Source organism: Ramlibacter sp. AN1133 (genome assembly GCF_037890035.1).
Taxonomy (GTDB): Bacteria; Pseudomonadota; Gammaproteobacteria; order Burkholderiales; family Burkholderiaceae_C; genus Ramlibacter.
On record NZ_JBBKTQ010000014.1, the window covers coordinates 20,997 to 43,303 of the forward strand.

At 68.7% G+C, this 22,307-nt stretch carries 23 protein-coding genes; 10 read left to right on the top strand and 13 right to left on the bottom strand.

The genetic code is table 11. The annotated features are described in order from the left end of the window. Positions 1 to 117: 117 nt before the first annotated feature. Entirely contained in the window at positions 118 to 297 is a 180-nt protein-coding gene (locus tag WG923_RS18885) for a hypothetical protein (protein WP_340352538.1), read from the top strand. Further along, a complete protein-coding gene (locus WG923_RS18890) occupies positions 294 to 2,438 on the top strand; it encodes a hypothetical protein (protein WP_340352539.1) in 2,145 nt (714 codons plus the stop codon). Before WG923_RS18885 ends, WG923_RS18890 begins: the two co-directional genes overlap by 4 nt. Here WG923_RS18890 and WG923_RS18895 read toward each other — a convergent pair. After that, positions 2,365 to 3,360 (bottom strand): SDR family oxidoreductase, encoded by a 996-nt coding sequence (locus WG923_RS18895; RefSeq protein WP_340352540.1) that lies wholly within the window; start codon positions 3,358 to 3,360, stop codon positions 2,365 to 2,367. The genes WG923_RS18890 and WG923_RS18895 overlap by 74 nt on opposite strands. Before the next feature lie 46 nt (positions 3,361 to 3,406). Between WG923_RS18895 and WG923_RS18900 the strand changes: the two genes are divergently transcribed. Then, positions 3,407 to 4,465, top strand: a complete 1,059-nt coding sequence (locus tag WG923_RS18900) for a CDP-6-deoxy-delta-3,4-glucoseen reductase (RefSeq protein ID WP_340352541.1) — start codon at positions 3,407 to 3,409, stop codon at positions 4,463 to 4,465. A 143-nt stretch (positions 4,466 to 4,608) separates the two neighbouring features. Here WG923_RS18900 and WG923_RS18905 read toward each other — a convergent pair whose 3' ends face one another. Further along, on the bottom strand, positions 4,609 to 4,986 hold the full coding sequence (locus tag WG923_RS18905; RefSeq protein ID WP_340352542.1) for a hypothetical protein: 378 nt from the start codon (positions 4,984 to 4,986) through the stop codon (positions 4,609 to 4,611). Between the two features lie 132 nt (positions 4,987 to 5,118). Here WG923_RS18905 and WG923_RS18910 point away from each other — a divergent pair, with 132 nt between their 5' ends. Together WG923_RS18910 and WG923_RS18915 are read left to right on the top strand one after the other, a co-directional pair. Then, positions 5,119 to 6,090, top strand: coding sequence for a Bug family tripartite tricarboxylate transporter substrate binding protein (locus tag WG923_RS18910; RefSeq protein WP_340352543.1), 972 nt, complete (start codon positions 5,119 to 5,121; stop codon positions 6,088 to 6,090). 104 nt (positions 6,091 to 6,194) lie between these two features. Next, on the top strand, positions 6,195 to 6,743 hold the full coding sequence (locus WG923_RS18915; RefSeq protein WP_340352544.1) for an outer membrane beta-barrel protein: 549 nt from the start codon (positions 6,195 to 6,197) through the stop codon (positions 6,741 to 6,743). Between the two features lie 13 nt (positions 6,744 to 6,756). On the opposite strand, the gene WG923_RS18920 is transcribed toward WG923_RS18915, so the two are convergent. The 5 genes from WG923_RS18920 to WG923_RS18940 all read right to left on the bottom strand — a co-directional run bounded on the left by WG923_RS18920 (position 6,757) and on the right by WG923_RS18940 (position 11,788). Further along, positions 6,757 to 7,473: an ABC transporter ATP-binding protein gene (locus WG923_RS18920; protein WP_340352545.1), complete on the bottom strand. Its 717-nt coding sequence runs from the start codon at positions 7,471 to 7,473 to the stop codon at positions 6,757 to 6,759. After that, entirely contained in the window at positions 7,470 to 8,282 is an 813-nt protein-coding gene (locus tag WG923_RS18925) for an ABC transporter ATP-binding protein (RefSeq protein ID WP_340352546.1), read from the bottom strand. Before WG923_RS18925 ends, WG923_RS18920 begins: the two co-directional genes overlap by 4 nt. A 10-nt stretch (positions 8,283 to 8,292) precedes the next feature. Then, on the bottom strand, positions 8,293 to 9,387 hold the full coding sequence (locus tag WG923_RS18930; RefSeq protein ID WP_340352642.1) for a branched-chain amino acid ABC transporter permease: 1,095 nt from the start codon (positions 9,385 to 9,387) through the stop codon (positions 8,293 to 8,295). 16 nt (positions 9,388 to 9,403) lie between these two features. Further along, entirely contained in the window at positions 9,404 to 10,333 is a 930-nt protein-coding gene (locus WG923_RS18935) for a branched-chain amino acid ABC transporter permease (protein WP_340352547.1), read from the bottom strand. A gap of 165 nt (positions 10,334 to 10,498) precedes the next feature. After that, complete coding sequence (locus WG923_RS18940) at positions 10,499 to 11,788, bottom strand: replication-associated recombination protein A (RefSeq protein ID WP_340352548.1); 1,290 nt, start codon at positions 11,786 to 11,788, stop codon at positions 10,499 to 10,501. Between the two features lie 26 nt (positions 11,789 to 11,814). Between WG923_RS18940 and WG923_RS18945 the strand changes: the two genes are divergently transcribed. Beyond that, the gene (locus WG923_RS18945; protein WP_340352549.1) at positions 11,815 to 12,186 is read left to right on the top strand and encodes a hypothetical protein; all 372 of its coding nucleotides are present in this window, start codon (positions 11,815 to 11,817) and stop codon (positions 12,184 to 12,186) included. A 116-nt stretch (positions 12,187 to 12,302) separates the two neighbouring features. Here WG923_RS18945 and lolA read toward each other — a convergent pair whose 3' ends face one another. The 3 genes from lolA to WG923_RS18960 all read right to left on the bottom strand — a co-directional run bounded on the left by lolA (position 12,303) and on the right by WG923_RS18960 (position 16,237). Further along, the gene (gene lolA / locus WG923_RS18950; RefSeq protein WP_340352550.1) at positions 12,303 to 12,941 is read right to left on the bottom strand and encodes an outer membrane lipoprotein chaperone LolA; all 639 of its coding nucleotides are present in this window, start codon (positions 12,939 to 12,941) and stop codon (positions 12,303 to 12,305) included. Positions 12,942 to 13,146: 205 nt separating this feature from the next. Further along, a complete protein-coding gene (locus WG923_RS18955; protein ID WP_340352551.1) occupies positions 13,147 to 15,480 on the bottom strand; it encodes a DNA translocase FtsK in 2,334 nt (777 codons plus the stop codon). Positions 15,481 to 15,562: 82 nt separating this feature from the next. Continuing rightward, positions 15,563 to 16,237: a Crp/Fnr family transcriptional regulator gene (locus tag WG923_RS18960; protein ID WP_201693301.1), complete on the bottom strand. Its 675-nt coding sequence runs from the start codon at positions 16,235 to 16,237 to the stop codon at positions 15,563 to 15,565. Between the two features lie 157 nt (positions 16,238 to 16,394). On the opposite strand from WG923_RS18960, the gene trxB reads away from it, so the two are divergent. From trxB to WG923_RS18980, 4 genes are all read left to right on the top strand, one after another. Then, the gene (gene trxB, locus WG923_RS18965) at positions 16,395 to 17,348 is read left to right on the top strand and encodes a thioredoxin-disulfide reductase (protein ID WP_340352552.1); all 954 of its coding nucleotides are present in this window, start codon (positions 16,395 to 16,397) and stop codon (positions 17,346 to 17,348) included. Between the two features lie 168 nt (positions 17,349 to 17,516). Further along, positions 17,517 to 17,750 carry a 50S ribosomal protein L28 gene (gene rpmB / locus WG923_RS18970; RefSeq protein WP_201693300.1) on the top strand — a complete coding sequence of 78 codons (234 nt, stop codon included), beginning with the start codon at positions 17,517 to 17,519 and terminating at the stop codon, positions 17,748 to 17,750. A gap of 20 nt (positions 17,751 to 17,770) precedes the next feature. Next, on the top strand, positions 17,771 to 17,944 hold the full coding sequence (gene rpmG / locus WG923_RS18975; protein ID WP_201676774.1) for a 50S ribosomal protein L33: 174 nt from the start codon (positions 17,771 to 17,773) through the stop codon (positions 17,942 to 17,944). A 599-nt stretch (positions 17,945 to 18,543) separates the two neighbouring features. After that, positions 18,544 to 18,972, top strand: a complete 429-nt coding sequence (locus WG923_RS18980) for a DUF3597 domain-containing protein (protein WP_340352553.1) — start codon at positions 18,544 to 18,546, stop codon at positions 18,970 to 18,972. Between the two features lie 52 nt (positions 18,973 to 19,024). Here WG923_RS18980 and WG923_RS18985 read toward each other — a convergent pair whose 3' ends face one another. From WG923_RS18985 to WG923_RS18995, 3 genes are all read right to left on the bottom strand, one after another. Next, positions 19,025 to 19,507, bottom strand: a complete 483-nt coding sequence (locus tag WG923_RS18985; RefSeq protein ID WP_340352554.1) for a hypothetical protein — start codon at positions 19,505 to 19,507, stop codon at positions 19,025 to 19,027. Between the two features lie 184 nt (positions 19,508 to 19,691). Then, a complete protein-coding gene (locus tag WG923_RS18990; RefSeq protein ID WP_340352555.1) occupies positions 19,692 to 20,906 on the bottom strand; it encodes a DesA family fatty acid desaturase in 1,215 nt (404 codons plus the stop codon). 113 nt (positions 20,907 to 21,019) lie between these two features. Continuing rightward, entirely contained in the window at positions 21,020 to 22,288 is a 1,269-nt protein-coding gene (locus WG923_RS18995) for an RsmB/NOP family class I SAM-dependent RNA methyltransferase (protein ID WP_340352556.1), read from the bottom strand. Positions 22,289 to 22,307: the final 19 nt, after the last annotated feature.

Genomic DNA, 22,307 nt, shown 5'->3' on the forward strand with positions numbered 1-22,307 from the left:
ACGCCTCCGGATAAAACCTGACAGGCCGCCGGGCAGCAGTCCTTAGCCTTGGAGCCTGCACTGCAGACCTTGGTCGCAGCGCGGTGCCAGCAGATCGGCACGAAACGGGGGGAAGTCATGTCGGCGGAAGTACCTGGATCCACGCAGCAGCCCGCCCGCGCGGGGTGGCTCGAGTGGCTGCGCCTGTGCGTGGCCGCACTCGTCCTGCTGGCGCTGTCGGAAGCCCTGTGGGTCTGGCAGACCTGGCCGGTGCGCGAGCTGCTGCAGCCCGCCCCCACGCGCGCCACGGGGCGATGATGCGGGCGCCCTGGCTGCGTGCCCGTTTCGGGTCGGCGTCCGCCGCCGCGCTCACGCTCGGCTGGCTGCTGCTCGCACTGTGGGCGGTGGGCCTGATCGCCGCCGCCGTCCAGCTCGGAAGCTGGCGCCAGGAGCTCTCGCGCACGCTGCTGCAGCTCAATGCGGATGCGCAGTTCCGCGCCCGCGCCCACACCCGCGACGCCGTGGATCCCGAGTGGTACCGCCGCAAGGCGCTCGCGCTGCTGTCGGCCACGCAGCGGATGCAGCACGACGCGAGCTGGACGGTGTTCGTGCCGGGTTCCTGGCGCGCCTTCGACAACCTGGAGGAGCAGATCCAGGATCGCCTCGAGCGCGAGTTCTCGGACATCGTGGTGGAAACCATGCGCCGCGAGCTCTATGCGCGCGCCAGCAAGCTCACCGGCGTGCCGCTGGTGAGCGGCTCCGGCGAATTGCAGACGGGCGCGGAGTGCCAGTCGCCGGTGCCGCAGAACCTCGATCGCCGCCTCACGGTGGCGGCGGAAGACCTGCCGGAGTTCGTCGCCGTGGCCGACTACGTGGGGGCGGTGCAGGGCCTGGACGACGCGGTGCAGTCCTTCCTCTCGCTGCAATACAGCGGCGGCCAGCCGGACCAGCTGCGCAAGCTGGTGGCCTATACGCTGGACCAGCAGCTGCCCGGCGCGCTCGCCGGCGCCGTCGGCATGTTCCACTCGGGCGACGAGGTCAAGCTGCAACCCGCGCTGATGCAGACGCGCCTGCAATGGGCCACCCGCTGCGCGCTGGGCAAGGCGATGAGCGCGCTGCACGCGCGCCTGCTGAACACCAACGACCTGTTCGCCCTGGAGCAGGGGCTCGTCGAGCGCAGCGCGGGCCTGTTCGAGCCGTCGGCCCGTCCCGCCGCCTTCGATCGCACGCTGGAGCGCTATCGCGCGGTGCACGCGCTGCTGGAGGACCAGCACACGCTGCTCGCCAAGGGGCACAACGACTGGATGGGACAGGGCACGCTGCAGCTCGGGCCGGCCTACCGGCAGGTGCTGGCGCGCATCGCGCGCACGCGGCTGCTCGGGCCGGAGGTCGTGCATCAACTGGAGAACCAGTCCGGCGAGGCCTTCGTCGAATTCCGCCGCCAGTTCGACCTCGCCTTCGGCACCCGCGGCGAGCCCGGCATCGTGTGGCTGGAAGGCGAGAAGCGCTTCGGCCTCTCTCCCGACCGCGCTGCGCTGCGCGAGGGGCTGGCCGCCCTGCTCAAGACCTCGTTCATGGCCGAGGAGACGGCGCGCGCCGCGCGGGCCGCCCGCGAATCGGGTTCGCTCGCCAAGGTGCTGCAGGAAGCCCGCGCGCTGGCGGAGGAACGCGAGCGCGCGGTGGCTCAGATCGTGCCCACCTTCCCGCGCCAGGCCCAGCCCGCGGTGCAGCGCGTGATCGATGCGCGCGTCTCCGAGCTGGTGTACCAGCGCGCCTACCGCACGCTCAAGGCGGCCCTGCCGACGGATCCCCAAGGTGCCCTCGATCCCGGGGCGTTCCGGCAGCAGCGCGAACAGGTGCTCGCGCTGCAGGCCGTCCTGAAGGAAACCGGCGGCAGCGCCCTGGGCGACAAGCTGGTCGCCACGCTGGACGGCGAACTCACGCGCCGCCTGGCCGACCTGCAGGAGGACTGGATGCAGCAGCCGCTGCAGGCACCGCGCGCGGATGATTTCGGCTGGTGGCAGGGCGAGTCCTTCTCGCTGGCGCAGACGCTCGGCGCGGGCGAGAACGCGGCCAGTCCATCGCTCGCCCGCACCGCCACCCGGCTGGACCTGCTCACGCAGCAGGCGAAGGCGCTGCTGGCCCTGGGCAGCCCCGCGCTGGCGGCCGACCCGGCGGCCACCCGCTGGCGCGAGCTGCACGCGGAGCTGGATCGCTACAACGCGCGCGCCGCCGACAGCAGCCTGCTGCGCCTGGAGCGCTATCTCGCCACGCTGGGCCCGGACCTGCGGCGCGAGAACTGCGCGGAGCGCCTCGCGGCCACGCAGCCGGTCCCGGCGACCGGGGACGAGATCGCGCAGCGCCACCTGCAGCTGCACCAGGCGCTCATGAAGCGCTGCCAGGACCTGCGCGCGGCCCCGGCGCTGCCGCTGGTGCCCGCGGCCAGCCTGTCGCAGTAGCGCGCAGGCCGCTTTCCACCGTGGGGTGCCGCAGCCGCACGCGCAGCTCGTTCTTCATGCGCGCGTTGTCCAGGCGGCGCGACTCGCTCATGAAGCTCAGAAGCACCAGGGGAAGGGACTCCTGCGCCGCGCTGCGCGGCACGCGCGGCGGCCGCGGCAGGCCGTACAGGTCCGCGGCCAGGTCGAAGTAGTCGCCCATCTTCAGCGCGCTGTCGTCGCTGGCGTTGTAGACGCGCTGCGGCCGGCCGCGCCACAAGGCCGCGATCACCGCGCGCGCCAGGTCGTCGGCGTGGATGTGGTTGGTATAGACGTCGTCCCCCGCCGCCAGCACGGGCGTGCCCTTCTCCAGCCGCTCGCGCGGCGTGCCGCCGACGCGGTCAGGGGCGTAGATCCCGGGAATGCGCAGCACGCTCGCGCGCGTGCCGCTGCCGCGCCCGAAATGCCGCACCAGGCGCTCGGCATCCACGCGCCGCTGCGCGCGCGGGGTGTGCGGTGCCACCGCGCGATGCTCGCTCACCAGCGCGCCGGCACAGTCGCCGTACACCCCGCTGGTCGATGCGTACACCAGCGCCGCGGGAACGCTGCGCCGCCGCAGCACGCGCAGCAGCGCCTCGGTGCGGCGATCCCGCCACCACTGCTGCGCCGGCTCGGTGGACGGCGGCGCGAGATGCACCACGCGGTCGGCCAGTCCGGCCAGCCGCACCAGCGTCGCCGCCTCGTCGAGGTTCCCCTGCAGCGGCGTGATCCCGCATTCCCGCAGGTGCGGCGCCCGGGCGGGCGACGACGTGAGACCGAGCAGGCGCACGTGGCGCGGCAGTGCGCGCGCGACCCGCAGGCCGACGTCGCCGCAGCCGATCACCAGGATGCGCTGGCGGCGAAAGCGGGCGGGCAAGGCGCCGAGGGGGTTCTGGTTTGAGGGCAAAATCGGAAGGAGACCACACCGACAAGAGCCCGAGGATACCCAAAGCATGACTGACGCCACGAAGCCCGCCGGGCCCTTCCAGATCACGGTCCAGCCGAGCGGGCGGCAGTTCAGCGTGGATGGCGGCGAGGCGATCCTTTCCGCGGCGATCCGGCAAGGCATCGGCATGCCCTATGGCTGCAAGGACGGCGCCTGCGGGTCGTGCAAGTGCAGGAAGCTCGAAGGCACGGTGGTGCACGGCGTGCACCAGGCCAAGGCCCTGTCGGCGGAGGAGGAAGCCGGCGGACTGATCCTCACCTGCTGCGCCGTGCCGCAGACGGACGTGGTGCTCGAGTCGCGCCAGGTCACCGACGAAAGCGCCTTCCCGGTGCGCAAGATGCCTTCGCGGGTCTCGAGCCTGGAGAAGGTCTCGCCCGACGTGATCGTGCTGAAGCTGCAGCTGCCGGCCAACGACACGCTGCGCTACCACGCCGGCCAGTACATCGAGTTCATCCTGCGCGATGGCGCCCGCCGCAGCTACTCGATGGCCAACGCGCCGCACAACGGCCCGGGCGTCGAACTGCACATCCGGCACATGCCGGGCGGCAAGTTCACCGACCACGTGTTCACGGCGATGAAGGAAAAGGAGATCCTGCGCGTGGAGGGCCCCTTCGGCAGCTTCTTCCTGCGCGAGGACTCGGACAAGCCGATGATCCTGCTGGCCTCGGGCACGGGCTTCGCGCCCATCAAGGCGCTGATCGAGCACATGCAGGCCAGGGGCATCCAGCGCGAGGCGACGCTCTACTGGGGCGGTCGGCGGCCGTCGGACCTGTACATGGACGCGTGGGTGCGCGAGCGCCTGGGCGAGATGCCGAACCTGAAGTACGTGCCGGTGATCTCCAATGCCCTGCCCGAGGACAACTGGACCGGCCGCACGGGCTTCGTGCACAAGGCGGTGATGGAGGACTTCCCCGATCTCTCGGGTCACCAGGTGTATGCCTGCGGCGCGCCGATCGTCGTCGACTCCGCGCGCGCGGACTACTCCGCCGCCTGCAAGCTGCCGCCGGAGGAGTTCTACGCCGACTCGTTCACCAGCGAGGCTGACAAACATGGCCCTCAGAGCTGAGCTCCGAGCGCCTGTTGTCGTCGCAGGCTCACTTCTGCCCGCGGGCAGGCGTCGAGCGCAGCGGCCGCAGACACAAGCACGCAAGCAGGCCTGAGCCCGCTTGCCGTTCGGGACTCCCGCGCAGGCGGGAATCCGGTGCCCGATCAGCGGCGCTGCAGGCGCAGCCAGTCCTCGTAGGCGCTGTTCATGCGTGCCTCGCGCGAGCCGGAGTTGAGGTCCGTCGCGTGACGGGCCGCACCGGCGCCCATCGCGCGGGTGTCGTGGTGACGCATGTGCGCGCGGGCGTGCATGTCATGGTGGCCATGGTGCATCGCGCTGGCGTGCTGGCGCGCGTGCGCCTTCTTCGCCTTGGCCACGTGCTTCCTGTGCGCCTTCGCGGGCTTGTCGGTGCTCATCCTGGTGCCGGCGCTGGCGGACGCGCCGGTGTCGGCCGGGGCCTTGGCGGTGCCATACGGCGCCTGCGCGAACGCGGTGCCGGCAAGGGCCAGCGCGGCGGCGATCATGAGGGCATGGAGCTTCATGGGGTTTCCTTTCTTCATCGGGAGTAGGTTTCTACTCAACGCCCCTGCCCGGATGCGGCTTGTCGGACATCACGCATGCGGCGCGTCAGGCTTTCCCGGCGCCCCCCTGACCGCACTTGCGACAATGGCGGCATGAAACGCCGTGAACTCCTCCATTCCTGCGCCGCCGCCGCGGCGTCCGTGGCCCTTCCTGCCGCCTACGCGCAGTCCCGCCCGATCCGCCTGATCGTCCCCTACGCGGCCGGCGGCCCGATCGACGTCACTGCCCGGCTGCTGGCCGAGCGCGTCAAGGACACGCTGGGCACCGTGATCATCGACAACAAGCCGGGCGGCGGCGGCAACATCGGCGCCGACGCGGTCGCCAAGGCCGCGCCGGACGGCACCACCATCGGCATCTCGGCGGTGGCCACGCACGCGATCAACCCGTGGCTGTTCTCGAAGATGCCCTACGACCCGGTGAAGGACTTCGCCGCCATCACGCAGATGGTGCGCGTGCCCAACGTGCTGGTCATGAACGCCGAGACGGCCCAGCGCCTGAGCATCGCCTCCGTGCGCGACCTGATCGCGTACGGCAAGCGCAACCCCGGCAGGCTCAATTACGGCAGCGGCGGCAACGGCAGCGCCGGCCACCTCGCCGGCGAGATGTTCAAGCGCGATGCCGGCATCTTTGCCGTGCACATCCCGTACAACGGCGGCAATCCCGCGCAGCTCGCGCTGCTGTCCGGCCAGGTGGACTTCAACTTCGACAACCTGGCCACGGCCGCGCCGAACATCCGCTCCGGCAAGCTCAAGGCGCTGGCGGTCACCACCCTCAAGCGCTCGCCCAACCTGCCGGAGGTGCCGCCGGTGGCCGACACCCTCAAGGGCTTCTCCATCGACACCTGGTGGGGCTTGGTCGCACCCGCCGGCACCCCGCGCGACGCGATCCAGAAACTGAACCAGGCCTTCGTGGCGGCGCTGCATTCCACGGAAGCGAAGACGCGCTTCGCCACGTTGATGGCGGAGCCGGTGGCGACCACGCCGGAGGAATTCGCCTCGTTCATGAAGGCCGAACTGGCCAAATACGAAAAAGTTGTGAAGGCCTCGGGTGCCAAGGTCGATTGACGGCTGAGCCGGGCCTCCTACAAGCCTTGTGAGACTTGTCCGACACGCAATGGCTCAGCCGGGTTCGACATTGGGGCTGCAAGAACAACATGAGGGAGCCCGCGATGTCGTCGTCTCAGCGCAATGGCCTGGTGTTGATCCTCGGCATGGCGGCCGCCCTGGCGGCCGTCGCCCAGTCGAATGCGACGCTGCGATGGCGCTCCGGCGCCAGCCCGCTCGGGCTCCAGCCCGCGGGCACCGCACCGGCGGTGCAGTGCGGGCCCTTCTCCCTGGCGTGCGACACCACGGCCATCGTGCCGCTCTACGCCAGCCGCGTCGCCCCGCGCACTGTCAGCATGCAGGTGGGTACCTCGGACGCCGCGGCGCTGCGCATGGCGCGCTCGCAGGGCCTGAGCCTCGCCCTGGTGGGCAAGGCGGGCCTGTTCTCCGACCTGGGCGTGTACGGGCGGGTGGGGGCGACGCTGGGGCGCGGCAGCGGCTTCGCGGCGATGCCCGGCTCCGACACGGGCATGACCTACGGCGTGGGCCTGAGCTGGGATTTCTCGCGCGGCGCCTCCGCGATGCTGGGCTTCGACAGCTACGACGTGCGCGGCGCCGGCGGCGATGCGCGCGACGTGCGCGCCACCAGCCTCGGGCTGCAGTGGCGCTACTAGCCCCCCGGTCGGCTCACTCGCCGAGGTAGGCCGCCCGCACCTTCGGGTCGTTCAGCATCTCGCGGGCGTCGCCCGACATGCTGATGACGCCGGACTCCATCACGTAGCCGCGGTCGGCGATCTCCAGCGCGCGGCTGGCGTTCTGCTCCACCAGCAGGATCGTCACGCCCTGCGAGTGCACCTCGCGCACCACCTCGAAGATCTTGTCCACCATGATGGGCGACAGGCCCATCGACGGTTCGTCCATCAGCAGCACCTTGGGCCGGCTCATGAGCGCGCGGCCCATCGCCAGCATCTGCTGCTCCCCGCCGGACATGGTGCCCGCGAGCTGGTCGCGGCGTTCCTTCAGGCGCGGGAAGATCGTGAAGACCCTGTCCATGTCGCCGGCGATGCCGGCCTTGTCGGTGCGGATGTGCGCGCCCATCAGCAGGTTCTCGGTGATGGTCATGCGGGTGAAGACGCCGCGGCCTTCGGGCACCATCGCGAGGCCCTGCTTGACGAGGTCCCATGCGCCGCGGCCCTTGATGCTCTGGCCCAGGTACTCGATCTCGCCGCCGTTGAGCGGCTGCAGGCCGGTGATCGCCTTCATGGTGGTGGTCTTGCCGGCGCCGTTGGAGCCGATCAGCGTCACCAGTTCGCCCTCGCGCACCTCGAAGTCCACGCCCTTGACGGCCTGGATGCCGCCATAGGCCACCTTCAGCCCGCTCACCTTCAGCAGGGTCTGGCTCATTGCTGTTCTCCAACCGCTGCGCCGGCGGCCGTGCCGGTGGGCTTGTGGCTGTGACCGAGGTAGGCCTCGATCACCTTCTCGTTGCGCTGCACGTCGTAGGGCGAGCCCTCGGCGATCTGCTTGCCGTAATCGAGCACCGTCACGCGGTCGCACAGGCCCATCACGAGCTTGACGTCGTGCTCGATCAGCAGGATGGTGCGGCCGTCCTTGCGGATGCGGTCGATCAGCTCGCGCAGCACCACCTTCTCGGTGGAGTTCATGCCGGCGGCCGGCTCGTCCAGCGCGATCAGCTGCGGGTCCGTGGCGAGCGCCCGCGCGATCTCCAGCCGCCGCTGGTCGCCATAGGACAGCGTGCGCGCCTTGTATTCGGCAAAGCGGCCGATGCCCACGTAATCGAGCAGCTCCTGCGCGCGCTTGGCGATTTCCGCTTCCTCCTTCTTGAAGGTCCTGGTGCGCAGCATGGCGCCGAGCAGTCCCGAGTGCGTGCGCACGTGGCGGCCCACCATCACGTTCTCCAGCGCCGTCATGTCGGCGAACAGGCGGATGTTCTGGAAGGTACGCGCGATGCCCGCGCGGGCGACGTCGTGCACCGCGGTCGGCTGGTAGGCCTTGCCGGCCAGCTCGAAGCTGCCGCTGTCGGGCGTGTACAGGCCCGTGAGCACGTTGAAGAAGGTGGTCTTGCCGGCGCCATTGGGGCCGATCAGGCCGTAGACCTGCCCGCGCTCGATGGTGACCCCCACGTCCGACAGCGCCTGCAGGCCGCCGAAACGCTTGGAAACGCCCGCCACGCGGAGAACGACATCTGCCATGCGCTGCTCCTTACTTGGCTGGGGCCTGCAGCGCCTTGCCGTGCTCCGCCGTCGGCCAGAGCCCGCGCGGCCGCAGCAGCATGACGATGATCATCGCCAGGGCGATGAGCAGCTGGCGCAGGATGGCGGGGTCCAGGCGCCCGCCGGAGATCGACTGCAGGTCCAGCGCGCCGGACACCCAGCGCAGCACCTCCGGCAGCGCCGACAGCAGCACCGCCCCGAGGATCACGCCCGGCAGGTGGCCGATGCCGCCCAGCACCACCATCGCCACGATCATGATCGACTCCATCAGGCTGAAGGACTCGGGCGAGACGAAGCCCTGGAAGGCCGCGAACATGGTGCCCGACACGCCGCCGAAGGTGGCGCCCATGCCGAAGGCCAGCAGCTTCATGTTGCGGGTGTTGATGCCCATCGCCTTGGCCGCGATCTCGTCCTCGCGGATCGCCATCCACGCCCGCCCGATGCGCGAGAGCTCCAGGCGGTGGCAGATCACCACGCTCAGCACCACCAGGATCAGGAACAGGTAGTAGTAGAAGGTGACCGAGGAGATGTCGAAGTTCTCGGTCACCTCCATGCGCTTGCCCAGGTCCAGTCCGAAGATCGTCACGGAATCGATCTGCCCCAGCCCCTTGGGGCCGTTGGTGAGGTTGATCGGCTGGTCGAGGTTGTTCAGGAACACGCGGATGATCTCGCCGAAGCCGAGCGTCACGATCGCGAGGTAGTCGCCGCGCAGCTTGAGCGTCGGCGCGCCGAGCAGCACGCCGAAGAATCCGGCCACCAGTGCACCCAGCGGGATCACCGCCCAGATCGAGATGTGCAGGCCCTCCGGCCACATCTGCGCGATCCAGGGAAAGGCCTCGGCCAGGTGCGGCGAGGCCAGCAGGCCATAGAGGTAGGCGCCGATCGCGAAGAAGGCGACGAAGCCCAGGTCCAGCAGGCCGGCGAAGCCCACCACGATGTTGAGGCCCAGCGCGAGCAGCACGTAGAGCAGCGCGCTGTCGGCGATGCGGACCCAGAAGTTGCCCGCGTATTGCAGCAGGAGGGGCAGCACGAGCAGGGCGATGCCGCCCACCACCCAGCCCGCCTTGTTGGTGCGTTGGAACATGGCCATGCTTTGCTCCTCAGGCCCGGTCCGCCACGCGCTCGCCCAGCAGGCCCGAGGGGCGCAGCGTGAGGATCACGATCAGCACGATGAAGGCGAAGATGTCCGAATAGTGGCTGCCCAGCACGCCGCCGGTCAGCATCCCGAGGTAGCCGGAGCCGATCGACTCGATCAGCCCCAGCAGCACGCCGCCGACCACCGCGCCCGCGAGGTTGCCGATGCCGCCGAACACCGCCGCGGTGAAGGCCTTCAGGCCCGGCAGGAAGCCCATGGTGTGCGACACCGTGCCGTAGTTCGAGGCGTACATCACGCCGGCGATGGTGGCCAGCACCGCCCCGATGATGAAGGTGGCGGAAATCACCATGTCCGGCTTCACGCCCATGAGGGCGGCCACGCGGGGGTTCTCCGCCGTCGCGCGCATCGCGCGCCCGAGGCGGGTGTAGTTCACCAGGTACGTCAGCACCCCGAGCGAAATGGCGGTCATCGCCAGGATCACGATCTGCGTCGTCGTGATCACCGCGCCCGCCACCTGGATCGGCACGGGGGGCAGCAGCGTCGGATACGGCTTGTAGTTCGGCTTGAAGATGATCATCGCCAGCGTCTGCAGCAGCAGCGACATGCCGATGGCCGTGATGAGGGGCGCGAGCTTCGGGCTGTTGCGCAGCGGCCGGTAGGCAATCTTCTCGATGGCGAAATTCAGCACGGCCGCGACCACGCAGGAGATGATCAGCGCCACCAGCAGCAGCAGCCAGCCGGGAATGCCCGGCATCGCTTCCTGCGCGTTGGTGATGATCGCCCAGCTGGTGAGCGCGCCCACCATCAGCACCTCGCCGTGCGCGAAGTTGATCAGGTTGATGATGCCGTACACCATGGTGTAGCCCAGGGCCACCAGTGCGTACATGCTGCCCAGGACCAGACCGTTGATGATCTGCTGCAGCAGGATCTCCATAGAGGGGTTCTCCGTTTCTTGGCCGGACCGGCGCCGGCGACACCTTTGTGAGGCGCTTGCATTCAGCAAAAAACCCGCCAAGCGGATCCACAGGCGGGTTGATGCGGCGGCGATTGTAACGGTGCCACCTGACGCCCAACTTTTGCCCGGCAGGGGGTTAACCCTCTATCTTTTCCTTTCGTTGAGCGAGCGCAATTCGCGCAGCTTTTCCGCGATCCGGATCTCCAGCCCGCGCTCGACGGGCCGGTAGAACCGGGGCGGCTGCATGCCCTCGGGGAAATAGGTCTCGCCGGCCGCGAAGCCGCCTTCCTCGTCGTGCGCGTAACGGTACTCCTTGCCGTAGCCCAGGTCCTTCATCAGGCGCGTGGGCGCATTGCGAAGGTGCAGGGGCACCGGACGGGTGCCGTCCTTGCGCACCAGCGCGCGCGCCTCGTTGTAGCCCACGTAGACGGCGTTCGACTTCGGCGCGATCGCGAGATACACCAGGCACTCGGCCAGCGCGAGCTCGCCTTCGGGGCTGCCCAGGCGCTCGTAGACCTCCGAGGCGTCCAGGGCGATCCGCAGCGCGCGCGGGTCCGCCAGGCCGATGTCCTCGATCGCCATGCGGATCATGCGGCGGGCCACGTAGCGCGGATCGACGCCGCCGTCGATCATGCGCACGAACCAGTACAGCGTGGCATCGGGGTCGGAGCCGCGCACCGACTTGTGCAGCGCACTGATGGTGTCGTAGAACTGCTCGCCGCCCTTGTCGTAGCGGCGCATGCGCTCGCCCAGCACCTTGAGCAGCCATTCGTCGCCGACCTCGGCGCGCTTTTCCTTGGTGGCTGCGACGGCCAGCGTCTCCAGCGTGTTCAGCAGGCGCCGCGCGTCGCCGTCGGCATAGGCGACCAGCCGCTCGAGCGCCTTGGCCTCGATGGCGGGCACGGCACCGATCGCCTGCGCGCGCTGCACGATCTGCTGCAGGTCCTCCTCCGACAGGGGCTGCAGCACGTACACGGCGGCGCGCGACAGCAGCGCGGAGTTCACCTCGAACGACGGGTTCTCGGTGGTCGCGCCGATGAAGGTGAACAGGCCCGATTCGACGTGCGGCAGGAAGGCGTCCTGCTGGCTCTTGTTGAAGCGGTGCACCTCGTCGACGAACACGATGGTGCGGCGGCCATGGCCCTGCGCGACCTGCGCCTGTTCGACCGCGTCGCGGATGTCCTTCACGCCGCCCAGCACCGCGCTGATGGTGATGAACTGGGCGTCGAACGCATCGGCCATCAGCCGCGCGATGGTGGTCTTGCCGGTGCCGGGCGGCCCCCACAGGATGCAGCTGTGGGGCTGGCCGGATTCGAAGGCGATGCGCAGCGGCATGCCCGCCCCCAGCAGGTGCTGCTGGCCGATCACCTCGCCCAGCGCCTGGGGCCGCAGGCGCTCGGCGAGCGGCGCGTGGGCGGGGGTGGCCTTGCTCATGCGGTCGAGTTTATAGTGCGGCGATCATGGACGCCGCGCTCTGGTCAACGCTGTCGGCCCTGCTCGGGGCCATGGTGGGGGGAGGCATCAGCTACCTGCTCAATCGCCAGCAACTGGCCAACCAGCTGCGCATCCAGCAGGAGCTGCACAAGGTCGAATTCATGGCGGAGACGACCGCGCGGCACTTCCTCAGCCACAAGGCGTACACCGACCGCTCCTTCGAGACCCTGCGCAACCACCTGGGCGGCTTCGCCGACGACGAACTGCGCAAGATCCTCGTGCGCGCCGGGGCGATCAGGCTGTACCGCGAGGACGGATCGGAGTGGTGGCGGCTGCTGTCGCGGATGGAGGAGTACATCGAGCGCAAGCAGCTGGACCAGATCGCGCGGGAGATCTGACCGGTTTTCCTCCTTCCCCCTTTGGGGGAAGGTCGGGATGGGGGCGCTCCCGAGGTGAATCACGCGCGGGGAGTGCCCCCACCCCTGCCCTCCCCCGGAGGGGAGGGAGGAAGGGCTCAGGGAGCCTGCACGACGTCCGCGCCCTTCGGCGGCTGGAACCGGAACGCATCCGCTCCCACCCCCGCATTCACCTGCAGCCCGTTGAACGTGATCAGCGAGCGCTGGCCGAAGCTGTCCAGGATGTCGAGCGCGGCGAGCTGCTCGCCGCGGAAGCCCACCTTCATGTTCGCGAGCTGGCCTTCCTTGACGCGCGGCGTGGCCTGCACCCACTGCAGGCCGTCCTTGTCCGGCAGGGCCTGCAGGTCGAAGTCCTTCTTCAGCGTCTCCAGGTCCGGCGACGCGGCGATCAGGGCCGCGGGCGTGGCGCCCAGCACCTTGGCCTGCTTGCGCTGCGTGACCTGGTTCAGGTCCTTGTCATGCAGCCACAGCGTCTGGCCGTCGGCCACGATGGTCTGCTCGAACGGCTTGCGGTAATCGAAGCGGAAGCGGTTCGGCCGCTGGAAGTCGAAGGTCCCGGTGGAGGTCTTGGTCCGTGCGGCCTCGCCGTTCTTCGACGGCGCCGTGATGACCTGCGTGAAGTCCGCATGGCCGCTCTTGGCCGTACGGATGAAGTTCTCGAGGCTTTCGATCGGCCCGGCGTGGGCGGCGGCAGCGGCCAGCGTGCTCAGTGCAAAGGCGGCAAACAGTTTCTTCATGCGGATCTCTCCCGACAAGGCAATTCTCCGTTGGGTAGCCCGTCCGCGGGGAAGTTCGTTAACCGGTCGTGAACTCTGCAAAATGGCGGGCGGCCGGCGCGCGTTGGGGCGCTTGTCCTACGCCGGCCCTGTGGCCGAGGCGGGCCGCTCGGACTACGCGCTGCATTCAGCACTCGGACCGGCGCTTCGCGCGTCACCGCCAAGCCTACTCGCGGCCCGGCACCATGATCTCCCGCTGGCCCCGCGCGTTCATCGGACTCACCAGCCCGGCCTTTTCCATGGCCTCCAGCAGGTTCGCGGCCTTGTTGTAGCCGATGGCCAGGTGCCGCTGCACCAGCGAGATGCTCGCCTTCTGGTTCTTCAGCACCACTTCCACGGCGCGGTCGTAGAGCGGGTCGCCCTCGCCGCCACCTTCGCCGGCCACGCCGCCCGCAGCGCCGTCCTCGCCGTCGACCGTGCCGCCCTCGAGCACGCCCTCGATGTAGTTCGGCTCGCCGCCCTGCTCCTTGAGGTAATGCACGACGCGGTGCACTTCCTCGTCGCTCACGAAGGCGCCGTGCACGCGCACCGGCAGGCCGGTGCCGCTGGCCATGTAGAGCATGTCGCCCATGCCCAGCAGCGCTTCCGCGCCCATCTGGTCGAGGATGGTGCGGCTGTCGATCTTGCTGGAGACCTGGAAGGCGATGCGCGTCGGGATGTTGGCCTTGATCAGGCCCGTGATCACGTCGACGCTGGGGCGCTGGGTGGCCAGGATCAGGTGGATGCCCGCGGCGCGCGCCTTCTGCGCCAGCCGGGCGATCAGCTCCTCGATCTTCTTGCCCACCACCATCATCAGGTCGGCCAGTTCGTCGATCACCACCACGATGTGGGGCAGGCGGTCGAGCGGCTCGGGGCTTTCGGGCGTGAGGCTGAAGGGATTCGGGATCAGTTCCCCCTTCGCCTTCGCCTCGTCGATCTTGTGGTTGTAGCCGGCGAGGTTGCGCACGCCCATCTTGCTCAGGAGGCGGTAGCGCCGCTCCATCTCGGCCACGCACCATGTGAGGCCGTTGGCGGCCTGCCGCATGTCGGTGACCACGGGCGCCAGCAGGTGCGGGATGCCCTCGTAGATCGACATCTCCAGCATCTTGGGGTCGATCATCAGCAGGCGCACGTCGCGCGCCTCCGACTTGTACAGCAGGCTCAGGATCATCGCGTTGATGCCCACCGACTTGCCGGAGCCGGTGGTGCCGGCCACCAGCACGTGGGGCATCTTCGCCAGGTCCGCCACGACCGGGTTGCCGACGATGTCCTTGCCCAGGCCCATCGACAGCTGCGACTTCGCCTCGTTGTACGCCTGCGAGCCGAGGATCTCCGACAGCTTGATCGACTGCCGCTTGGCGTTGGGCAGTTCCAGCGCCATGTAGTTCTTGCCCGGGATGGTCTCGACCACGCGGATGGAGACCAGCGACAGCGAGCGCGCCAGGTCCTTGGCCAGGCCGACGATCTGCGAGCCCTTCACCCCGGTGGCCGGTTCGATCTCGTAGCGCGTGATCACGGGGCCCGGCGAGGCCAGCACCACCCGCACCTCGACGCCGAAGTCCTTGAGCTTCTTCTCGATCAGCCGCGAGGTCATCTCCAGCGTCTCGGGCGAGACGGTTTCCTGCCGGCCGCTGGCCGTATCCAGCAGGTCCACCTGCGGCAGCTTGCTGTCCGGCATCTCGGCGAACAGCGGTTTCTGGCGCTCCTTGGCCACCCGCGCGCTCTTGGGCACGTCGACGATCACCGGCTCGATCAGCACCGGCGTCGGATGGTGCTCCTCGCTCTCGATGCGCTCTTCCTGCACCGTTTCCTCGCGCTCGCGCGCCGCCCGCTGGCCCAGCGCCAGGTCCTCGGCCATCTCGCGCTTTTCGCGCCGCGCGGCGATGAAGCCGTCGACGACCGCGCCCAGGCGTTCGGCCACGTGGCTCCAGGAGAAGCGGAACACCACCGCCGTCGCCAGCACCAGCAGGGCGATGAAGAACAGGCCCGAGCCCGTGAATCCGAGCCACTGCACGCCGGTGCGGCCCACCAGGTAACCCAGCGCGCCGCCGGCGTGGTCCGGCAGGCGCGGCTCGAGGCGGTACAGGCGAGACCACTCCAGCCCCGCGCTGGCGGCCAGCAGCAGCGCGAGGCCCGCCCAGAACATCCAGCGGCTGCGCAGCCACACCGGCCCCGGCGCCTCGGGCACGGGCTCCTCCGAGCGCATCCAGCGCGCCAGCGAAGCGAGCCAGGCGCGCACGCCGGCGGCCACGCACCACCACGCCGAGTAGCCAAGCGCGAAGTAGCTGCCATCGGCCAGCCAGGCGCCCAGCCGGCCACCCCAGTTGTGCAGCGGGCTGCCGTCGCCCGAGGTGGAGAAGGCCGCGTCGGCCGGCGAGTGGCTCACCATCGCGAGCAGCCAGAACACCAGGGCCGCGGCCCCGAGCACCAGCGCGCTCTCGTGGGCGAAGCGGGCCAGGCCCGGGCGCGGGGCGGACGCCGCGTCCGGCGCGTCCGTGAGGGTGTTCAGCGAGTACGTCATGCGCAAGCGCGAGCTTAGCGCAGGGAGGACTTACATCCGCCCGCGCGAGGGGCGAGCGGTGGGGGGATGTTGCGCCGTACCGTCAGCCGAGGGTGGTCAGGCGGTCCTTGACCAGCATCGAGCCGTCTTCGCGGGTCTCGATGAAGCCGCGGTCTTCCAGGTCCTTCATCACCCGGCTGACCATCTCCCGCGAGGCGCCGACCATCTTGGCGATGTCCTGGCGCGAGATGCGTTCGCGGATGGTCATGAGGCCTTCGCGATCGGGTTGCGCGAATTCGAGCAGTGCCCGCGCGACGCGCCCGTACACGTCCATCAGCGCCAGCGATTCGATCTTGCGATCGGCCTGCCGCAGGCGCTGCACCAGCCCCTTCATGATCGCGTACGACATCGAGCTGTTCTCGGGCAGGCAGCGGGCGAACTCGGCCCGGCCCAGCGTGAGCATGTCGGTCTGCACCTCCGCGCGGCAGGTGGCCGAGTGCGGCTCGTTGTCGATCAGGCTCATCTCGCCGATGTAGTCACCCGGGTTCAGCGTGGCCAGGATCACCTCGCGGCCGCGCTTGTCGGAGGTGACGACGCGCACCCGGCCGGTGAGGATGATGAACAGCGTGTTGGTCTTCTCGCCCTGTTCCACGATGGTCTCGCCGCGCTTGAAGCGGCGCTTGATCACCGCATCGGCGACGGCTTCCGCCTGGGACGATGTCAGCAGGGCGAACAGCGGCACCCGGCGAATCAGTTCCAGGTTGGACAGCATCGACATGTTTCAAATCCCTCCGGCGAAGTGGCCTGTGATGGGTTCTTACAATCTTCGTAATTGAGAAGTCGCAAGCATTGCGCATGCGTGCATCGGTGATACTTCTCCAACCGGGCAGAAATGTACACCGACCTGTGGCGTTTGCCACACAGGTTTTTCCATCATGAACAACAGCAAGCACGCCAAAGTCCTGATCCTCGGTTCCGGCCCCGCCGGCTATACCGCCGCCGTCTATGCAGCCCGTGCCAACCTGAACCCGGTCCTGATCACCGGCATCGCGCAAGGCGGCCAGTTGATGACGACCACCGAAGTCGATAACTGGCCGGCCGACGTGCACGGCGTGCAAGGCCCCGAGCTGATGCAGCGCTTCCTCGAACACGCCGAGCGCTTCAAGACCGAGATCGTGTTCGACCACATCAACAAGGTCGATTTCAGCCGGCGTCCCTTCACCCTTTCGGGGGATAGCGGCACCTACACCTGCGACTCGCTGGTCATCGCCACCGGCGCGTCGGCGCGCTACCTGGGGCTGCCTTCGGAGCAGGCCTTCATGGGCAAGGGCGTGAGCGCCTGCGCGACCTGCGACGGCTTCTTCTATCGCGGGCAGGTCACCTGCGTCATCGGGGGCGGCAACACCGCGGTGGAAGAGGCGTTGTACCTCTCGAACATCGCCAGCAAGGTCTACCTCGTGCACCGGCGCGACAAGTTCCGCGCCGAGCCCATCCTCGTCGACAAGGTGATGCAGAAGGTCGCGGAAGGAAAGATCGAGCTCAAGCTGTTCCAGACGCTCGACGAGGTGCTGGGCGACGCGAGCGGCGTCACCGGCGTGCGCCTGAAGGACACCCGGACCGGCGCGACGGAGGACCTGAAGCTGCAGGGCTGCTTCATCGCGATCGGCCATTCGCCCAACACCGAGATCTTCCAGGGCCAGCTGGAGATGAAGGATGGCTACATCCTCACCAAGGGCGGGCTCAATGGTTTCGCCACCATGACCAGCGTGCCCGGCGTGTTCGCGGCAGGCGACGTGCAGGACCACGTGTACCGCCAGGCGATCACGAGCGCCGGGACGGGGTGCATGGCGGCGCTGGATGCGCAGCGGTTCCTGGAGCAGCAGGACTAGATTCGCGCCCTGGGCTATAATCGCCGGCTCGGCTGATTGCGGACCTGGGAAGGTCTCGTCAGCCACGGGTTACCGCCACCCTTCTGGCGAGGTGAGGCGAGAGCGAGGTCGACGCGCATGCGCGCCGGCCGGCAAGTTCCGCCGTTTCGAAGATATCGGAGAGTGCTGATGGCACGCGTCTGCGACGTGACGGGCAAGGGCCCGATGGTGGGGAACAACGTCTCCCACGCCAACAACCGAACCAAGCGCCGGTTCCTGCCGAACCTGCAATACCGCCGTTTCTGGGTCGAGAGCGAGAACCGCTGGGTGCGCCTGCGCGTTTCCAGCGCCGCGCTGCGCCTCATCGACAAGAATGGCATCGACGCCGTGCTCGCCGACATGCGTGCGCGCGGCCAGGCTTAAGTCCCTCAAGGAGCAGCACCATGGCAAGCAGCAAAGGCGGACGCGAAAAGATCAAGCTGGAGTCCACCGCGGGCACCGGCCACTTCTACACGACCAGCAAGAACAAGAAGACGATGCCCGAGAAGATGTCGATCATGAAGTTCGACCCGAAGGCGCGCAAGCACGTCGAGTACAAGGAAACCAAACTGAAGTGATGCCGGTCACCCGGTGATCACGGTCGTCCCCACCCAGGCGGGGATCCGGAAAGCCCCGCGATGCGGGGCTTTTTACTTGGTTCTTCGCCGATTTGCGGGGAGACCAGTCACCACTGCCAAGCTGAGGTTGTCGAGATCAATTGATCTGCGACGGGCAGCCGCTCGGGGGCCGTGTTCGGTGGACGTCGCGCCGCTCGGGCCGGACCAGCCCGTGTCTGTCCGTCTCAGCGACTGTCCCCCGGCGCGGATGAGAACCGTTGCTCGTGCTGGCGCCGCGCCTGCGCCTCCTCCTTGATGTCGCTGAGCCGGACAAACACGGACTGGTCCTGCAGCGTGTCGATCGGAAGGGTGTGGCTTCGGTTGGCGCAGTCGCCGGCGCTCGAGGCGCGCTCACTGATGGACGGTCACGCCCGGGTCCGGGTCGAAGGCAACCGGCGAACCGTGGCAGCCATCGATCGCCATTCTCTTGTCTCCCCGGAAATCAGCGAGACCTTTCTTTCGTCCGCGCGCGACCGTTCGGCCACCACGCGTCCCTCTCCCACACGCCCGGTCTCGCCTTGCCTCCGATGATGCGCATGGTCCCCTTCTGGAGAACAACCATGAGCATCCTCGGCAAGATCTTCGCGCGCATCTTCCCCGGCGCGCACGCGCAGCAGCCCGCCCCCACGCAAGCCGCTCCAACGACGACTGGAGGTGCCTCGGCCAGCCAGGCGCAGGCGGGCGCGCCGACCGGCACGCAAGCCGGCGGCGCCGCCGCGGCCACGCTGCAACGCGTCGACATCGAGAAGGTCCTCGACGACCTGGCGGCGAAGAATTCGCAGAAGCTGAACTGGCGCACCTCGATCGTCGACCTGATGAAGCTGGTCGGCATGGACAGCACCCTGCAGGAACGCCGCGAACTGGCGGACGAACTGGGCTACACCGGCGACAAGCAGGACTCCGCGGCCATGAACACATGGCTGCACAAGCAGGTGATGAAGAAGATGGCGGACAACGGCGGCAAGGTGCCCGCCAACCTCATGGATTGAGGCGAACCCGCCACGACGAAAGGCCCCGCGGTGCGGGGCCTTCGTTCATGCGTCAGCGATAGCGCGGATCGTTCGGATAGCGGTCATAGCTGTCCGGCACCCCGTCGCGGTCCCGGTCGAACAGCCGCGACTGCGCCACGCCCGCGATCCCCACGCCGCTGATCGGCGTGTGGCGGCCCGTCATGTCCACCTGGACCCGGCGGCCGTAGCGGTCGATGTACGTGCCCGACGCGTCCAGCGTCACCTGCCCGCCATCGGCGCTCTCGACCACCGTGCCACCCGGCATCGCGGCCACGCCCGTCGCGGCGATCACGACCGGACGGCCGTTGGCATCGAGCACGACGCTGCCAGGGGCCGGCTGGCCGCTGCCAGGGGTGTAGATGTTTCCGGGCAAGCCGGGATAGGCGTTGCCCAGGCCGATGTTGCCCAGGATCTGCGGCAGCACGTTGCCCAGGCCGAAGATGTCCTGCGCGGAGGCGGCCCCGCCCGCCGCGAGTGCGCCCACCGCCAGCATCGAAACGATCAGTCTTTTCATGAGGTACTCCTGCGCGGAAACTCCGCTTTGGCCTGATTCCACCGCCCAACGCGGCTTCCATCCAGCGGCCGGCTTCCCTTTCGGTGTGCGAGCCGACCGTGACCCAGGGTAGTCCGCAACGCCTGAACCGGGCGTGAACGAAAAAAGCCCCGCGGTGCGGGGCTTTCGTCGGGAGTTCGGTGCCTCAGGCGTGCGCGGCGCGCAGCTTCAGCGAGAACTGGCGCAGCGCCTCGATCCCGCTTTCCTCGGCCCGGCGGCACCAGGCCTGCAGGTCCGCCGCGAGCTGCTCGCGCGAGTGGTTCGTGTTGAGCCACATCTGGCGCAGTTCCTCGCGCATGCTGGCCATCTTGTCCAGCACCGGGTGCTCGGCCCGCACCTGGGCCAGTTGCGGCCTGGCCGCGGCCGGCACGCGCTCTTCGTCGCGGTGCAGCCAGCGCTTGGCGGCCTTCAGCGCTCCGATGTCCTGGCCCTTGGCCTGCAGCGCGGCGATCTCCGCCTTGGCGGCGCGGCGCATCTCGCGGCCATAGCGCGCCATCACCTCGTAGCGGTTGGCGATCACGGCCTCGAGCGTCTTCTCGTCGGCCACGGGCTTGATCGTACCCAGGCGCAGCTTCGGCGGCACCTTCTTGACGGTGGCCCAGCCGATCTTCTGCATCAGGCTGATGTAGAGCCATCCGATGTCGAACTCGTAGGGCTTGACCGAGAACTTGGCCGAAGTCGGGTACGTGTGGTGGTTGTTGTGCAGCTCCTCGCCACCGATCATGATCCCCCAGGGGGAGATGTTGGTGCTGGCGTCCGGCGCCTCGAAGTTGCGGTAGCCCCAGTAGTGGCCGATGCCGTTGATGATGCCGGCGGCGGACACCGGGATCCACGCCATCTGCACGGCCCACACAGCCAGGCCGAGGAAGCCGAACAGCGCCACGTTGATGATCAGCATCAGGCCCACGCCCTGCCAGCTGTAGCGGGTGTAGAGGTTGCGCTCGATCCAGTCGTCAGGCGTGCCATGGCCGAACTTGGCCATCGTTTCCTGGTTCTTCGCCTCGGCGCGATAGAGCTCGGCGCCCTGCCAGAACACGGTGTCGATGCCGCGCGTCTGCGGGCTGTGCGGGTCTTCCGGCGTCTCGCACTTCGCGTGGTGCTTGCGGTGGATGGCCACCCACTCCTTGGTCACCATGCCGGTGCCCAGCCACAGCCAGAAGCGGAAGAAGTGCGACGGGATGGCGTGCAGGTCCATGGCCCGGTGCGCCTGCGCACGGTGCAGGAAGATGGTGACGGCCGCGATGGTGATGTGCGTCGTCGCCAACGTATACAGCACGATCTGCCACCAGGACAGGTCCCAGAGTCCGTGGGCGAGCCAGTCGATCGCCGCGTTCAGGACGGCCCAGTCGGGAAGCAACATGGATGCTTTTTCTCTTTCTCAGGAAGGAGCCCGCATGAAGTCCCCGCGGGCAAAGGAACGTGTAGGACGGATTCTATGGCCTCGGGTTCCCCCCGTTGACCCATCTTTTGACTTCAGGACTGGACTTTTTCCCAGACTGCAGCGTAAAAGCCGTCCGTCGCGTGGCGCTGCGGCCAGAGCCGGAGGTCCTGTCCCCCTTCCCCGCAGAGCTTGCCAGCGTCATCCACGCGGGCGGATTCGAGCAATTCCCGCACCAATAGTCGCCGAAACCCGGGATGCGCGGCAGTAAAGGCCGCCGCGATGTCTTCGTTCTCGGCCCGCAACAGGCTGCAGGTGGCGTACACGATGCGCCCGCCGGGCTTCAACAGCCGCGCCGCGCTGGCGAGGATGGCCGATTGCTTGGCCGTCAGTTCCACCACAGCTTCCGGCGATTGGCGCCATTTCAAGTCCGGGTTGCGCCGCAGCGTGCCCAGGCCCGAACAGGGCGCGTCGACGATCACGCGGTCGATCTTGCCGGCCAGCCGCTTGATGCGCTCGTCGCGCTCGTGCGCAATCGCGGCCGGATGCACGTTGGACAGCTTGCTGCGTGCGAGCCGCGGCTTCAAGTTCTCCAGCCGGTGCGCCGACACGTCGAAGGCGTAGAGCCGCCCCGTGTTGCGCATCGTCGCCCCCAGCGCCAGCGTCTTGCCGCCGGCGCCGGCGCAGAAATCCACCACCATCTGGCCCCGGCGCGCATCGGTCAGCAGGGCCAGCAGCTGCGAACCCTCGTCCTGCACCTCGATCGCGCCGCGGGCGAAGGCGTCGACCTTGGTGAGGGGCGGCTTGCCTTCCAGGCGCAGGCCCCACGGCGAATACGGCGTGGGCACGCTGCGGATGCCGGCGAGCGCCAGTTCCCGCCGCACGTCCTCGCGCTTGTCGCCCAGCGTGTTGACGCGCACGTCCAGCGGCGCCGACTGGTCCAGGCTTTCCACCAGGGGCCAGAACTCGTCGCCCAGCTGCTCCTTCAGCGGCGCGACCAGCCACTCCGGCAGGTTGTGGCGGTGCCGCTCGGAGAGCGTGGCGCGGTCGACGGCGTCGCACTGGTCGACCCAGTGCTTCTCCTGGTCGTTCAGCGCGCTCTTGAGGAAATCGCGGTCGCCGGCAAACCCGAGGATCGCCAGCCGCCGTTCGCGCGGGCCGCTGCCCGAGCCGGCGAAATGCTCGAACAGCAGCTTGCGCCGCACCACGGCATAGGCGGTCTCGGCCAGCGTGGCGCGCTCGCGCGGGCCGAGCGAACGGTGTTCGCGGAAGTAGCGCGACACCACGGCGTCGGCGGGATGGTCGAATCGGAGGACTTCGCGGACCAGCTCGGCACACGCATCGAGCAAGGCTTTGGGGTGCATGCCCCGATTGTCGCCGGGC